The following is a 14,431-nucleotide window of genomic DNA, read 5'->3' as shown; positions in this document are numbered from 1 at the left end:
GTGGGGAGCCGCCCGCTTTTGCGGGCGGCGAGGACGCAGCGTGTGTCCGGATCGGCAGGGCTACTCGCCGAAGCGCGTCGGCAGCCACATCGCGATCTCCGGGAAGGCGAGCAGGAAGCCGATCAGGGCGAACATGCTGAGCACGAAGATCAGCGAGCCCGCAATGACGTCCTGGATGCTGCCGCGGCCGCGGATCGCCTGGACGACATAGAGATTGATGCCGACCGGCGGGGTGATCAACGCCACCTCCAGCAGGATGATCAGGATCACACCGAACCAGATCGGATCATAGCCGAGCCCGATCACGATCGGCGCCACCAGGGGCGTGATCGTCACCAGCATCGACAGCGATTCGAGGAAGCAGCCGAGCACCACGAAGAAGGCGATGATCACCAGCATGGTCTGCAGCGGCGACAGGCCGAGCCCCGAGATGAAGCTCGTCAGTTGCTGCGACAGGCCGATCACCGAGAGCACGAAGTTCAGGAAGTAGGAGGCCAGCACGATCAGCATGATCATCGCGGTGGCCTTCATCGCTCCGATGAAGCACTCGTGCAGCAGCGCCAGCGAGAGGCGGCCATACCACCAGGCGAGGGCCAGCGCGAAGACGAGGCCGAGCGAGGCCGCCTCGGTGGGCGTGGCGAAGCCGGTATAGATCGAGCCGATCACGACGACGAAGAGCAGGATGATCGGGATGAGATCGGCGAGGCTGGCGAAACGCTGCCGCCAGGTCGCCTCGATCCGTTCGCCGCCATAGCCCGGCTTGATCAGGCAGATGACGACGATCAGCAGCGAGAACAGCGCAGCCAGCAGCAGGCCGGGAATGGTCGCCGCCAAATAGAGCTTCGGCACCGAGGTGTTGGTGATCATCCCGTAGATGATCAGGTGGATCGAGGGCGGGATCAGGATGCCGAGCGTGCCGCCGGCGGCGAGGCTGCCGAGGAACAGGCGCTCATTATAGCCGCGCCGGCGGATCTCCGGCAGGGCCACGGTACCGATCGTCGCGGCGGTCGCAACGCTCGAGCCCGACGTCGCCGAGAACAGGGTGGATGCACCGATATTGGCGTGCAGCAATCCACCGGGCAACCGGTTGAGCCAGATCGCGACGGCACCATACATCCGTTCCGCGATGCCCGAGCGCAGCAGGATCTCGCCGAGCAGGACGAAGAGCGGAATGCTGGTCAGCGTGAACTCGGTCGAGACCTTCCAGAAGATCTCCGAGGCCGCCAGGAAAAGCGGCAACGGCGAATAGATGAAGCTCAGGATCAGCGCGGTGATGATCAGCGTCGCCGCGATCGGCAGGCTGCTGGCAATGAAGAAGGCGAGAATGAGCGAGGCGTTCGTCAGCATCAGCGCTTCTCCTCGCGCGGGCCCAGGGCCTCCTGCGCTTCCTCGGAGGCCGACATGATCCCGAAGCGCACGGCCAGCTCGCGATTGCGCCCGGCAGCCAGGGCGATGCAGGCCTGCAGCGACGAGACGGCGAGGCCCGCCAGGAAGACCAGGATCCCGGCGAACCAGAGCAGTTGCGGAATGACCAGCGGCACCTGCAGCACGCTCGCCGAGCGCGAGCTCATGCTCCAGGAGCCCGAGACGACGAGCCAGCCGCTGAAGGCGAGGAAGGCGGCGGCGAAGCCCAGAGCCAGGATCGACAGCACGTCCAGCAGCGAACGGAGGCCCAAAGGCGCCTTCTGGTAGAGGAAGTCGATCCGGACATGGCTGCGGGCGTAAAACGCCTCGGCCAGCGACCAGGAGATCCCGATCGCGAAGATATAGCCGGCGATCTCGTCGACGCCGCCGATGTTCTGGCCGATCGCATTGCGGGCGGCGACGTCGACCGTGACCAGAAGACCGAGCAGGAGCAGACCCCAGCCTGCCGCCAGCAGCATTGCGCGCGCGAGCCACCGGAGGGCATCGTCAGCCCGGTCCAATACGCCGCGGTCTCGCCCTCCGGGGCGCGTTACCGGATCCATCAATCTCTTCCCTCGTGCTGATTGAGCTCGCATCGGGTCAGCAGCACTGCGATGCGATTGGCGGGGGCGCGCAAACCGGGCGGTCGGCGCCAGGGCGAAAGACCGGATCGCGGCCCTTCTGGCAATGCCCGCCTGCCGGCTCCCACAAACAATCTCGCCCGGCGCTTGACGCACCGGGCGAGAAAACGATCAGGGAGCTGCGGTCACGCCGGCGACCTTGCCGACCGTCGCGTTCCACTGCTCCACGCAGGCCTTGTCGCAGCGCGCCGCCCACTTCTTGAGCACGACATCCTGGAGGATGCGCTTGCGCTCGGCCTCGTCGGCCGCCGAGGGTTCGACGAGCGTCATGGCGGCAGCGGTACCGTAGGAGCAGGCGGCGCGACCGGTATTGCAGTCGAGCCCGGCCTTGTCGTCGGAGGCCGCCAGGGCCCAGAGTTCCAGCTCGAGCGTGCCGACGGCCTTGCGGGTCGCCTCCTGCCGGTCCTTCGGCAGCGCGTCCCATTTAGCCTTGCTGGCGGCGATCAGGGTCAGGCCCCAGCCGAAGCGCATGCCATAGAGGTTCTTGGTCACCTCCGGCCATTTGAACGAATAGCCGGTCAGCGTACCGGTGATGCCGCAATCGACGACGCCGCGCTGCAGCGACGGCACGACCTCGGCCAGCGGCACGCTGACGCCGACGGCACCCGCAGCCGAGATGAAGTCGTTCATGCTGGCGCCGTAGAAGCGGACCTTGCGGCCCTTCAGATCGGCGAGGCTCTTCACCGGCTCGCGGCAGTAGAGCACCTGGCTCGGATTGGGATAGGCGCCGAGCAGGACGAGGTTGTGCTTCTTCAGCAACGTCTCGGCCACCGCCGGACGGTAGGCGTCCAGCGCCTTCTGGCCGGTCGGAATGTCCTGGATCAGGGTCGAGAGCTCAAGGCCCTCAATCACCGGGTCGTCAGCCACCGAGTAGCCGACGACGATATGCGCGATGTCGAAGACGCCGAGCTTGGCGAGGCGGAGCAGCTCGACGCCGGAAAGCCCGAGCTCCGAATAGGAGGTGACCTGAGCCGTGACCTGCCCGCCGGTCAGCTCGCCGAACTTCTTCGACCAGAAGGGCTGCTCGACCTTGCCATAGGCGTTGAGGTTCGACCAGGGCGCCACGACCTTGAGGCTGGTCTGCGCGGCGGCCTGGCCGCTTACGGCCACGGCCGCAGTGATTAAGGCTCCCCCGAGCCAGTTCAGGACGGACATGACACGACCCCTCTTCTTGGTTGAAGTCTTCCGAGTTCTTGGCGGAATACCCTGAAATTTCGACAGTTTGCCCGTCAAATACCCAGTTCGTATGCGATTATTAGCCTGCGCATATGATGCCGCCGAAAGCGGCGAACTGGCCGGGTTTCAAGCACCCGGCCGCGGCTTCAGCGCGATATCGAGCCAGCCGAGCCCGTTGACGCTCAATCTGTCCCCATCATTCAGCACCACGGTCGTCGTCTCCGCCTCGACGATCGCCGGCCCCTCGACCTCGTTGCCGGGGCCCAGCGTCTCGAAACGGAAGACCGGGACCTCGCGCCATTCGCCGAAGAAGGCACGCCGCATCCTCGCCGGCTCCGGTGCCCCGCCGGCCGCGGCGACGCGCGGCTCGTCACGCGGCGGCTCGACCAGGCCGACGACCGCGACGCGGGCATTGACCAGCACCACCTCCTGGCCGGGCGAACAATAGGTGTAGAGCTCCTCATGGCGGCGGTGGAAGCGCTCGACCAGCTCGGTCATCGCGCCTTCATCGTCGAGATCGAGCCCGTCGAGCGGCACGTCGACCTCGAATATCTGCTCGCCATAGCGCATCTCGGCCGAGCGTTCGATCCGCAGCGGCCCATTGAACCAGGCCGTCAGATGCTCCGACGCCTCGCGCGCGAGCGCCTCGAACGCGGCCCGCAGCGTCTTGCCGTCGAGCTGCGCCATGTCGCCGAGATGGCTGCGCGTCACCTCGTAGCGCAGGTCGCTGGCGAGCATGCCCCAGGCCGAGAGCACCGAGGCGACGGTCGGCACCACGACCCGGCGCATCTCCATCTCGCGCGCCACCTCGACGGCGTGCAGGCCCGCCGCCCCGCCGAAGCTGAGCAGGGTGTAGCCGCGCGGGTCGACGCCGCGGCGCAGCGTCATCAGCCGGATGCCGTCGGCCATCTTCAGGTTGATCAGCCGGTAGATGCCCGCGGCGCAGTGCATCCGGTCGATGCCGAGGCGGGCGGCGAGCCGATCGACCGCAGCTTCAGCCGCGGTGGTGTCGAGCTTGCGGCGCCCGCCCATGAAGGTCTCGGCGCCGAGATAGCCGAGCAGCACGTTCGCGTCGGTAACGGTCGGCTCCTCCCCGCCATTGCCGTAGCAGGCCGGGCCCGGGACCGAGCCGGCGCTACGTGGGCCGACATGGAAGGTGCCGCCGGCATCGGCATAGGCGATCGAGCCGCCGCCGGCGCCGATGCTGGCGATGTCGAGGCTGCGCAGCGCGATCCGCTGGCCGGCGAGGCCGCGCTCGGCCGAAAGCGCGATATCGCCATCCTCGATCAGCGAGATGTCGGTGCTGGTGCCGCCCATGTCGAAGGGCACGAGATTGCGGGTCTCGATCAGCTCGGCGACGCGGCGCGAGCCGGCAATGCCGCCGGCCGGGCCGGAGAGCACGGTCGCAGCAGCGAGCCGCGCGGCTTCCTGCAGCGGCGCCATGCCGCCATGCGAGAGGATGATGAAGAGCGAGCCGGCAAAGCCCGCCTGCTCCAGCCGCGTCTCGAGACTCTGCAGATATTTGCGCACGGCCGGACCGACATAGGCGTTCACGACGGTCGTCGAGACGCGCTCGTATTCCTTGATCTGCGGCAGCACCTCGCTCGACAGCGAGATGAAGGCGTCCGGCAGAGCCTCCGCGAGCGCCAGCGCCGTCTCGCGTTCATGCGCAGCGTTGCGGTAGGAATGCAGATAGCAGACCGCGACCGAGGTGACGCCCTCCTGCTTGAGGCGCGCGATCTCCGCGTCGAGCGAATCCTTGTCGAGCGGCACGGGGACGCTGCCGTCGAAGGCGATACGCTCCTTGACGCCGCGCCGCAGCTGGCGCGGCACCAGCGGATCGGGCGGCGGCAGCAGGAGGTTGTAGCGCTCGGGCTTCAGCCCCTCGCGCATTTCGAGCACATCGCGGTGGCCCTGCGTCGTCAGCAGGCCGACCTTGGCGCCCTTGCCTTCGAGCAGCGCATTGGTCGCGACCGTGGTGCCGTGGACGATGCGCTCGATCGCGGCAAGGAAGCCGGCCAAATCGAGGCCCACGCGCGCCGCGAGATCGCCGAGCCCGTTCAGCACGCCGATCGACTGATCTTCGGGGGTGGAGGGCGACTTGGTGAAGGTGGTGACGCCGGACTCGTCGATGGCGACGAGATCGGTGAAGGTTCCGCCGACATCGATGCCGACGCGGAAAAGCTTGGTCATGACGCGTGGGCCTCAGGCGCTCGTGAATTCGGTGTCGATGTCGCGCTGGCGCGCTTCCGCGGTGCGCCGTTCCGGCGCCCCCCAGCCGCCGCCACCGGAGGAGCGGATCTCCAGCCGGTCGCCCGCCGCGATGCCTATGCCGAACTCCTTGGTCTTCAAGGCACGGCTGCTTTCTCCGGAGACGATCCGGTAGTCATGCGGCGCGCCATCCTTGCCGCCGAGCATGCCGGCCGAACCGTGCTTGGCGCCCTCGCCGGCGGTATGGGCATAGGCGGGCACCTCGACCACGAGGTTCATGCTCGTGCCGAGCCCGCCGCGATGCTCGCCATCGCCGCCGGAGCCTGGACGGAACTCATGGCTCTCGAAGCGCAAGGGGAAGCGCGCCTCGGCGACCTCGATGCTGCCGAATTTGATGCCGCCGACCGAATGCCATTCGCCGGCCGCCGACCAGCCATCGCCGCGCGGCGAGCCGCCGCCTCCCGGCCTTGCGTGGAACATGTGCCAGATGAAGCGCTTGCCGGTGCGCGGATTGTCGCCGGTGATCGAGATCCGGAAGCGCCGCCCCCAGCCGCCCATCGCCCGGTCCGGGCAGGCCTGGCTCAGAGCCCGGATCACGGCCTCGACGATCTCGTTGGCGGGATGGGTGGTGCACAGCGTCACCGGCACATTGTCATCGGCGCAAACGATGGTGCCGGGCTTCAGCTTCACCGAAAGCGGCCGGAAGCAGCCGTCGTTCTTCGGGATCTCGGCGTCGACGAGATAAGCGAAGGCCATCGCCACCGCCGCCTGGGTGTTGGCATGGGGCGAGTTGGCGAAGCTCTTCGACTGCGGATCGCTGCCGGTCAGGTCGATCTCGAGATCGCTGCCGCGCTTGGTGACCTTGGCGACCACCTTGATGTCGGTGCGGCCGCGCCCGTCATCGTCGAGCAGCGCCTCGCCGTGATAGACGCCGTCCTTCCAGCTTTCGACAATGGCGCGCGACTGGCGCTCGGCGCCGTCGAGGATCGCCTCGATCGCGTCGGAGACGGTTTCAGTGCCGACATCGGCGAAAAGCCGGCCGATCCGCTTCTCGCCTAGATGCGCAGCGCCGATCATCGCCGCGAGGTCACCGCGGAAATCGCGGGGAAAGCGAACGTTTAGCGCCAGCATGTCGAGGATGTCCTCGCGCATGCGCCCGGCCTCGGCGAGGCGGATCGGCGGGATGCGCAGGCCTTCCTGCCAGATCTCCGTCGCCTGCGGATTGTAGGCGCCGTGGGTCGCGCCGCCGATATCGCCCATATGGGCCCGAACGACGCTCCAGAGCAGGCGCTTGCCGTCGCCATAGACCGGCACGAAAGCGGTGACGTCAGGCAGATGGCTGCCGCCGCAATAGGGGTCGTTGAGCAAATAGACATCGCCCGGCTGGACCGCGTCGCCGAACTTCTCCTCAACCGCGCGCACCGCCCAGGTCAGGGCGCCGACATGAATCGGGATATGGTCGGCCTGCGCGATCAGCCGGCTCTGCGGATCGCAGATGCCGATCGAGAAATCGCGGCTGGCGTTGAGGATCTGCGAATAGGAGGTGCGAAGCATCGCCTCGCCCATTTCCTCGACGATCGAAATCAGCCGGTGCTGGACGACGGATCGGGTGATCGGATCTACGGAATTGCTCACGCCTCGGCCTCTCATCGCTGAAGGCGCTGGGATCGATATGATTATCGAGGCAACACCGACGGGGTGAGGCTAGTTGGCGGCTCGGACCACGGTCCAATATCGAGTTTCTATCCTATTATAGTGCTGCGCATATCGCGCTGGCCGACGGCTATACCGGTGTCGGGTCGAGATCGACTGCCTGAGTGATGCGCGCTTCGTCGATCACCGCCAGCAACTCCTCGATCAGCACCGAGTGCCGGTCGCGCGGCCAGGCGGCGTAGAGTTCGATCAGCGGCGTGTCGTCGAGGATCGGCCGCAGCACGACGCGCTCGGGCGTAAGGTGCCTCGCCGAGCGTGGCACCAGCGCGACCCCGACACGCGCCGCGACCAGAGCGAGGATCGTCACCATCTGGTGCGCTTCCTGGACGCGCCCGGGAAAGAAGCCGGCGCTCTGGCACAGATGCATGATCAGGTCGCGGAAGCCCGGCGCCTCGTCGCGGTCGAAGATCACCAGCGCCGCCCCGTTGAGGTCGGCGAGGCGGACCGCAGGCGAGGCAGCCAGCGGGTGACTGTCCGGCAGCGCCACCAGGAAAGGCTCCTGATGGACGAGGCGGATGCCGAGGCTATCGTCGAGGATCGGCGGACGCACGAAGCCGAGATGAATCTCGCCCTTCTCCAGCGCCAGGAGTTGGGCCGGCGAGGACATCTCGCGCAGCGATAGCGTCACATCCGGCCAGCGCTCGTAGAAGGCTTCGAGGATGGGCGGCAGGAACTCCGCCGCCGCCGAGCCGGTGACGCCGATGACGAGGCTGCCCTCCTGGCCGCGGCCGACGCGCTTGGTCATCGCCTGGGCGCGCGACATCTGCTGCAGGATCTGGCGGGCCTCGCGCAGCAGGGTCTTGCCGGCCGGCGTCAGTTCGATCGGGCGCACGCTGCGGTCGAACAGCGTGACCTGCAGCTCCTCCTCCATCGCCTTGATCTGCTGCGACAGCGGTGGCTGCGCCATGTGCAGGATCTCGGCCGCACGGCCGAAATGGCGCTGCTCGGCCAGCACGACGAAATAGCGCAGGTGCCTCAGTTCCATGGCTGGCTGATACAGCCCAAGGCCGGAGCCGCCAAGCCCGTTCAGGCCGGCAGGAGCCTGCTGCCGATGCGTTTGGCCGCATCGAACAGGGCTTCGAGATGCACCGGGTGGCCCTCCGGCGCCACGATCGAGGTCAGCGACGAGATGCTGAGCGCGCCTGCCAGCGCGCCCGAGCGGTCGAAGATCGGCACGCCCACCCCGGTCAGGCCGATGAAGAAATCATCCGCCGCCAGCTCCCAGCCCTGCGCGCGTATCCGTTCGGCCTCGCGCCAGAGCAGTTCGGGATCGGTCTGGCTCGCCGGCGCACGCCGGGGCATTTCGATTGACAGCGCGAGCCTGCGCTGCTCGTCATCGAGATAGGCGAGCAGCACGCGCGGGCCGCCGCCGCAATTCAAGGGCGCCTGCGCCCCGACGGCGAACCAGGTCGCATCGACATGCGGCAGCGAAGCCCGCACGCGGTCGACGCAGAGGCCGCGCCCGGCAACATGGACCCAGAGGAACGAGGTCGCGCCGGTCCTCTCGGCGATCTCGGTCAGATAGGGACCGGCGATATCGCGCAATTCACGTCCCGTGGTGACCGCGCTGCCGAGCTCGGCGAGCCCGACCGCCAGCGCATAGGTTTGCGTGCGCTCGTCATGCTCGACCAGCTCGTTGAGCTGGAGCGTCTGCAACAGCCGCCGCGCGGTGCCCTTGTCGAGTCCCACCTGCCGCGCGAGCTCGCTGAGGCCCAGTCGCGACTGGTCGGGACGAAAGGCACGCAGCAACGCGATCGCGCGGTCGACCGCCCGCACGATCGGGACGCCCGGCGGCAGGCGGGCAGCCCGCCCCTCCTTCACCCTGTCAGCTGTGCTCACGAGCGGTCCACCATCACTACCTGATCGTGTCGCCTGACAACACGGCATGTCAATCATTGACACGAATTTTGACTCTCGCTTTCAATGGCATGGAGCTTGCCAATCGGCGCATGATCGGGTGCGATCCCTTCAGGCTGAGAGAGCAGGTCGAAACAGAGGTCGCCTCGGCAGGGCTTTGGTCCCAGCCGAGAGCAGGCCACGGGGAACGGAGAACGACGATGACGGTATCGAGATTGGGACTCGCCCTCGCCGTGTCGGTGCTGGCGCTCGGCGCCGCGACCGCGCAGGAACCGAAGAAGGGCGGCACCGTCCATGTCGTGGTCCAGCCCGAGCCGCCGATGCTGATGCAGGGCCTGAACCAGAACGGCCCGACCAACATGGTCGCCGGCAACATCTACGAATCGCTGCTGCGCTATAACGAGAAGCTCGAGCCGCAGCCCTCGCTCGCCAAGAGCTGGGAGATTTCGCCCGACGCCAAGGTCTACACCTTCAAGCTCCAGGAGGGCGTGACCTGGCATGACGGCAAGCCCTTCACCGCCGACGACGTCGTCTTCACGCTCGACAAGTTCCTGCGCGAGGTCCATCCGCGCTGGCGCCCGATCGTCAACGCCCAGGTCGACAAGATCGAGAAGGTCGACGACCTCACCGTCAAGATCACGCTGAAGCAGCCTTTCGGGCCGCTGATCATGACGCAGGAAGTCGCTTCGGCGCCGATGATCCCGAAGCACATCTATGACGGCACCGACTACCGCGCCAACCCGGCCAACAACACGCCGATCGGCACCGGCCCGTTCAAGTTCAAGGAGTGGAAGAAGGGCTCCTACATCCACCTCGTCAAGAACGAGAACTACTGGCTGAAGGGCAAGCCGAACATCGACGAGATCTACTGGCAGATCATCCCCGATGCGGCCGCCCGCGCCGTCGCCTACGAGACCGGCAAGGTCGATGTCCTGACCGGCGGCTCGGTCGATGTCTACGACGTCGCCCGCCTCTCCAAGCTGCCCAATACCTGCATGACGACGAAGGGCTGGGAGATGTTCGCTCCCCATGCCTGGCTGACGCCGAACGTCCGCAACGGCATCCTCGGCAACAAGCAGTTCCGCCAGGGCCTGATGCACGCGATCGACCGCGAATTCGGCCGCGAAGTGGTCTGGGGCGGCCTCGGCAAGCTGCCGACCGGGCCGATCTCGTCGAAGACGCGCTTCTATTCCGCCGACGTGCCGAAATACGACTTCGACCCGAAGAAGGCGAAGGAGCTGATCAAGGCCTCCGGCTACAAGGGCGAGACGATCAAGCTGCTCAACCTGCCCTATGGCGAGACCTGGAGCCGCTGGTCCGAAGCGATCAAGCAGAACCTCGAGGATGTCGGCGTAAAGGTTCAGATCGAGAACACCGACGTTCCCGGCTGGACGCAGAAGGCCAGCAACTGGGACTTCGATCTCAACTTCAACTTCCTCTACCAACTCGGCGACCCCGCAATGGGCGTGGCGCGCAGCTACATCTCGTCCAACATCGCCAAGGGCAATCCCTTCGCCAATGTCGGCGGCTACTCCAATCCGGAGGTCGACAAGCTCTTCGCCGAGGCCGCGATCGCGCCTTCGGACAAAGAGCGGCAGGAACTCTATACAAAGGTGCAGAAGCTGCTCGCCGACGAACTGCCGGTGCTCTGGCTGCTCGAGATGGATTTCCCGACCATCTATCGCTGCAACGTCAAGAACCTCGTCACCACCGGCGTCGGCGTCAACGACGGCTTCCGGGATGCCTGGAAGGAGTGACGTGATCCAACAGGATCACGTCATGCTCGGGCCTGACCCGAGCATCTCCTGCAAAGAGATTCTCGGGTCTGCGCTTCGCACCACCCGAGAATGACGCCAGCGGAACCTGAATGAACCTGCCCCAGTTCCTCGCCGGCCGCTTCGCGAAGGGGATCGTCGTCCTCTTCGCCATCGCGGTGCTCAATTTCTTCCTGATCCGAGCCGCGCCGGGCGACCCGGCGCAGGTGCTGGCGGGCGAGGCCGGCGCCGCCGACGAGGTGCTGCTGCAGCAGTTGCGCGAGCGCTTCGGCCTCGACCAGCCGCTGCTCCAGCAGCTCTGGATCTACCTCAAGGGCTATGCCTCGCTCGATCTCGGCTTCAGCTATCGCCAGCAGCGCCCGGTGCTGGACCTGATCCTCGAACGCCTGCCTGCGACGCTGCTGCTGACCGGTGCCGCCTTCATTGTCTCGCTGGCGCTGGGCACCCTGATGGGCGCGCTCGCCGCCCGCCGGGCCGGGCGCTGGCAGGACAGCCTGATCACCACGCTGGCGCTCGTCTTCTACGCGACGCCGCTGTTCTGGGTCGCGCTTCTGAGCCAGATCGCCTTCGCGCTGAAGCTCGGCCTCGTTCCCAATGTCGGCTACGAGACCATCGGCGCGAACTATACCGGCCTTGCCCGCGCGCTCGACATCGGCCGCCACCTCATCCTGCCGGCCCTGACGCTCGGCCTGTTCTTCACCGCGCTCTATGCCCGCATGATGCGCGCCTCGATGCTGGAAGTGGCGGGCGCCGACTTCGTCAAGACCGCGCGCGCCAAGGGGCTGTCGCCGGCGGTCGTCTCGCGCCGACATGTCGCCCGCAACGCGATCCTCCCCGTGGTGACGCTGGCCGGTCTGCAGGCGGGCCAGCTGGTCGGCGGCGCCGTCCTGACCGAGACCGTCTTCGCCTGGCCGGGCATCGGCCGGCTGATGTTCGACGCGTTGGTCCAGCGCGACTATTCGGTGCTGCTCGGCGTCTTCTTCATCTCCTCGGCCATGGTCGTCGGCTTCAACATCCTGACCGACATCGTCTATCGCCTGGTCGATCCCCGTATCGAGGCCGGTTCATGAGGATTTCGACATGAGCTTCCTCAAGCGCTTCGCCCGCAATCGCGGCGCCTTGATCGGCGTCCTGATCCTGCTCGTCGTGATCGCCTTCGCGCTGCTCGCGACCTGGCTCTACCCGCAATCGCCCTGGCGGACGGTCGGCCGCCCCTTCCTTGCGCCGTTCGTGATGGAGCGCTTCCCGCTCGGCACCGACACGCTCGGGCGCAACCTCGCCTCCGGACTCGTCCACGGCGCCCGCGTCTCGCTGATGATCGGCGTGGTCTCGACGCTCGTCGCGCTGCTGATCGGCGTGCCGCTCGGCGCCGTCGCCGGCTATGCAGGCGGCTTCGTCGACGACGCGCTGATGCGCTTCACCGAGTTCTTCCAGACCATCCCCTCCTTCGCGCTCGCCATCGTGCTGGTCGCGATCCTGCAGCCGCAGCTCGGCTCGATCGTGCTCGCCATCGGCGTCGTCTCCTGGCCACCGGTGGCGAGGCTGGTGCGCGGCGAGGTGCTTTCGCTGCGGACGCGCGAATATGTCCAGGCCGCCGTCACCATCGGCCAGTCGACGCCGCGCATCATCTTCAGCCAGGTCCTGCCCAACACGCTGGCGCCGATCATCGTCATGGGCTCGCTGATGATCGGCTCGGCGATCCTGCTGGAATCCTCGCTCTCCTTCCTCGGCCTCGGCGATCCCAATCTGATGAGCTGGGGCTACATGGTCGGCGCGGGGCGGACCCGGCTGCTCGACGCCTGGTGGATCAGCTTTTTCCCGGGCCTGGCGATTTTCCTCACCGTGCTCGCCCTCAACCTTGCCGGCGAAGGGCTGAACGATGCCCTCAACCCGCGTCTTGCCCGGGAGAGGGAATGATGGTGGCTCCGGCTCTCGCCGTCGAAGGGCTGCGGCTCGCCCTCCCCGCCCTCGCCGACCGGCCCTTTGCGGTCGAGGATGTCACGCTTTCGATCGCGCCGGGCGAGACGCTCTGCGTCGTCGGCGAGTCCGGCTCCGGCAAGTCGATGCTCGCCCATGCCGTGATGGGGCTCCTGCCCAAGGCGGTGAAGCCGGCCGGCGGCGCGATCCGGCTCGCCGGGCGCGACCTGCTCTCGCTCGACGAGACGGCGATGGAAGGCGTGCGCGGCCGCGAGGTCGGCATGATCTTCCAGGAGCCGATGACCTCGCTCAACCCGGTGATGCGGGTCGCCGACCAGATCGTCGAGACCTTCGAGGCGCATCGCCTGCTCGCCAAGCCCGAGCGCTATGCGCGAGCCGTCGCGCTCTTGACGGAGGTCGGCCTGCCCGAGCCCGAGCGGCTGGCGCGCGCCTATCCGCACGAGCTGTCCGGCGGCCAGCGCCAGCGCGTGATGATCGCGATGGCGCTCGCGCTCGAACCGAAGCTGCTGATCGCCGACGAGCCGACCACCGCGCTCGACGTGACGACGCAGGCCCAGATCCTGAAGCTGATCGACAATCTCCGCCACAAGCACGGCACGGCAGTGCTGTTCATCACCCACGACATGGGCGTCGTCGCCGAGATCGCCGACCGCATCGCCGTGCTCGAAAAGGGCGTTCTGGTCGAGGAAGGCACGGTCGATGAGGTGCTCGGGGCAGCCCGGCATCCCTATACCCAGAAGCTGCTCGCCGCCGTGCCCTCGCTGACGCCGCCGGAGCGGCCGGCGCTTCCCGACAGCAAGCCGGTGCTGACCGTCGAGAAGCTCGGAAAGGTCTATCGCAAGCGCTCACTCTTCCGTCCCGGACGGGAGGTGAAGGCCGCCGACGATGTCAGCTTCACCCTCGCCCGCGGCGAGACGCTCGGGCTCGTCGGCGAATCCGGCTCGGGCAAGTCGACGGTCGGGCGCTGCTGCCTGCGCCTGATCGAGCCCGATGGCGGCAGGATCACGCTCGGAGACCTCGTGCTCAGCGATCTCGGCGCCGCCGCTTTGCGCCAGCACCGCAAGCGCATCCAGATGGTCTTCCAGGACCCGTTCGCCTCGCTCAATCCGCGCCAGACGGTCGGCCGCATCATTTCGGACGGGCCGGTCGCGCATGGCACGCCGCGTTCCCAGGCGCTGGCGCGGGCGAAGGAGCTGCTCGAGCTGGTCGGTCTCTCGGCCAATGCCATCGACCGTTATCCGCACGAATTCTCCGGCGGGCAGCGCCAGCGCATCGGCATCGCGCGGGCGCTCGCTCTGGAACCCGACGTACTGGTCGCCGACGAGGCGGTGTCGGCGCTGGACGTTTCCGTTCAGGCGCAGATCCTGACCCTGATCAAGGACATCCAGCAGCGCCTCGGCCTCGCCATCCTGTTCGTCACCCATGACCTGCGCGTCGCCGCGCAGATCTGCGACAAGATCGCGGTGATGCAGCGCGGCAAGATCGTCGAGAGCGGCCCGACGGCCGCGCTCTTCGCCGCGCCCCAGCACGACTATACCCGCCAGCTCCTCGCCGCCGTCCCCGGCGGCAAATGGTTCGGGCGGTAACCCCCCTCGTCATGGTCGGGCTTGTCCCGACCATCCACGTCTTCACTCGCCGCAGGCCGTGTTCAGGACGTGGATGCTCGCCACAAGGGCGAGCATGACGGCATAGCCCTACGATCTACCGGAGCCCCCT

The 14,431-nt window shown here is 67.2% G+C and carries 11 protein-coding genes; 4 read left to right on the top strand and 7 right to left on the bottom strand.

The features are described from left to right. Window positions 1-60 precede the first annotated feature (60 nt). From DK26_RS20450 to DK26_RS20420, 7 genes are all read right to left on the bottom strand, one after another. Window positions 61-1,347 carry a TRAP transporter large permease gene (locus DK26_RS20450; RefSeq protein ID WP_066476250.1) on the bottom strand — a complete coding sequence of 429 codons (1,287 nt, stop codon included), beginning with the start codon at window positions 1,345-1,347 and terminating at the stop codon, window positions 61-63. Continuing rightward, entirely contained in the window at window positions 1,347-1,883 is a 537-nt protein-coding gene (locus DK26_RS20445) for a TRAP transporter small permease (RefSeq protein WP_066476248.1), read from the bottom strand. The genes DK26_RS20450 and DK26_RS20445 overlap by 1 nt, the downstream gene beginning before the upstream one ends. Before the next feature lie 273 nt (window positions 1,884-2,156). Further along, the gene (locus tag DK26_RS20440) at window positions 2,157-3,200 is read right to left on the bottom strand and encodes a TRAP transporter substrate-binding protein (protein ID WP_066476245.1); all 1,044 of its coding nucleotides are present in this window, start codon (window positions 3,198-3,200) and stop codon (window positions 2,157-2,159) included. A gap of 147 nt (window positions 3,201-3,347) precedes the next feature. Next, window positions 3,348-5,414 (bottom strand): hydantoinase/oxoprolinase family protein, encoded by a 2,067-nt coding sequence (locus DK26_RS20435; protein ID WP_066476244.1) that lies wholly within the window; start codon window positions 5,412-5,414, stop codon window positions 3,348-3,350. A 12-nt stretch (window positions 5,415-5,426) separates the two neighbouring features. Further along, window positions 5,427-7,067 carry a hydantoinase B/oxoprolinase family protein gene (locus tag DK26_RS20430; protein ID WP_157089752.1) on the bottom strand — a complete coding sequence of 547 codons (1,641 nt, stop codon included), beginning with the start codon at window positions 7,065-7,067 and terminating at the stop codon, window positions 5,427-5,429. 148 nt (window positions 7,068-7,215) lie between these two features. Further along, window positions 7,216-8,130 (bottom strand): LysR family transcriptional regulator, encoded by a 915-nt coding sequence (locus DK26_RS20425; RefSeq protein WP_066476240.1) that lies wholly within the window; start codon window positions 8,128-8,130, stop codon window positions 7,216-7,218. Window positions 8,131-8,171: 41 nt separating this feature from the next. After that, a complete protein-coding gene (locus tag DK26_RS20420; protein WP_184231719.1) occupies window positions 8,172-8,984 on the bottom strand; it encodes an IclR family transcriptional regulator in 813 nt (270 codons plus the stop codon). A 218-nt stretch (window positions 8,985-9,202) separates the two neighbouring features. Here DK26_RS20420 and DK26_RS20415 point away from each other — a divergent pair, with 218 nt between their 5' ends. The 4 genes from DK26_RS20415 (at window position 9,203) to DK26_RS20400 (ending at window position 14,301) form a co-directional block, all read left to right on the top strand. After that, window positions 9,203-10,759: an ABC transporter substrate-binding protein gene (locus DK26_RS20415; protein ID WP_066476236.1), complete on the top strand. Its 1,557-nt coding sequence runs from the start codon at window positions 9,203-9,205 to the stop codon at window positions 10,757-10,759. A gap of 116 nt (window positions 10,760-10,875) precedes the next feature. After that, complete coding sequence (locus DK26_RS20410; protein ID WP_184231726.1) at window positions 10,876-11,847, top strand: ABC transporter permease; 972 nt, start codon at window positions 10,876-10,878, stop codon at window positions 11,845-11,847. A gap of 10 nt (window positions 11,848-11,857) precedes the next feature. Next, window positions 11,858-12,694 (top strand): ABC transporter permease, encoded by an 837-nt coding sequence (locus DK26_RS20405; protein WP_066476234.1) that lies wholly within the window; start codon window positions 11,858-11,860, stop codon window positions 12,692-12,694. Beyond that, entirely contained in the window at window positions 12,694-14,301 is a 1,608-nt protein-coding gene (locus tag DK26_RS20400) for an ABC transporter ATP-binding protein (RefSeq protein WP_066476233.1), read from the top strand. The genes DK26_RS20405 and DK26_RS20400 overlap by 1 nt, the downstream gene beginning before the upstream one ends. Window positions 14,302-14,431: the final 130 nt, after the last annotated feature.

The sequence above is a fragment of the Allobosea sp. WAO genome (assembly GCF_001509835.1).
Taxonomy (GTDB): Bacteria; Pseudomonadota; Alphaproteobacteria; order Rhizobiales; family Beijerinckiaceae; genus Allobosea.
The sequence above is the reverse complement of the archived record's forward strand: the minus strand, read 5'-3'. Positions and strand labels throughout refer to the sequence as shown.

Coding starts and splice junctions, on each gene's coding strand:
- DK26_RS20450 (WP_066476250.1), bottom strand. CDS start 1,347: ATGCTGACGAACGCCTCGCTCATTCTCGCCTTCTTCATTGCCAGCAGC.
- DK26_RS20445 (WP_066476248.1), bottom strand. CDS start 1,883: ATGCTGCTGGCGGCAGGCTGGGGTCTGCTCCTGCTCGGTCTTCTGGTC.
- DK26_RS20440 (WP_066476245.1), bottom strand. CDS start 3,200: ATGTCCGTCCTGAACTGGCTCGGGGGAGCCTTAATCACTGCGGCCGTG.
- DK26_RS20435 (WP_066476244.1), bottom strand. CDS start 5,414: ATGACCAAGCTTTTCCGCGTCGGCATCGATGTCGGCGGAACCTTCACC.
- DK26_RS20425 (WP_066476240.1), bottom strand. CDS start 8,130: ATGGAACTGAGGCACCTGCGCTATTTCGTCGTGCTGGCCGAGCAGCGC.
- DK26_RS20415 (WP_066476236.1), top strand. CDS start 9,203: ATGACGGTATCGAGATTGGGACTCGCCCTCGCCGTGTCGGTGCTGGCG.
- DK26_RS20405 (WP_066476234.1), top strand. CDS start 11,858: ATGAGCTTCCTCAAGCGCTTCGCCCGCAATCGCGGCGCCTTGATCGGC.
- DK26_RS20400 (WP_066476233.1), top strand. CDS start 12,694: ATGGTGGCTCCGGCTCTCGCCGTCGAAGGGCTGCGGCTCGCCCTCCCC.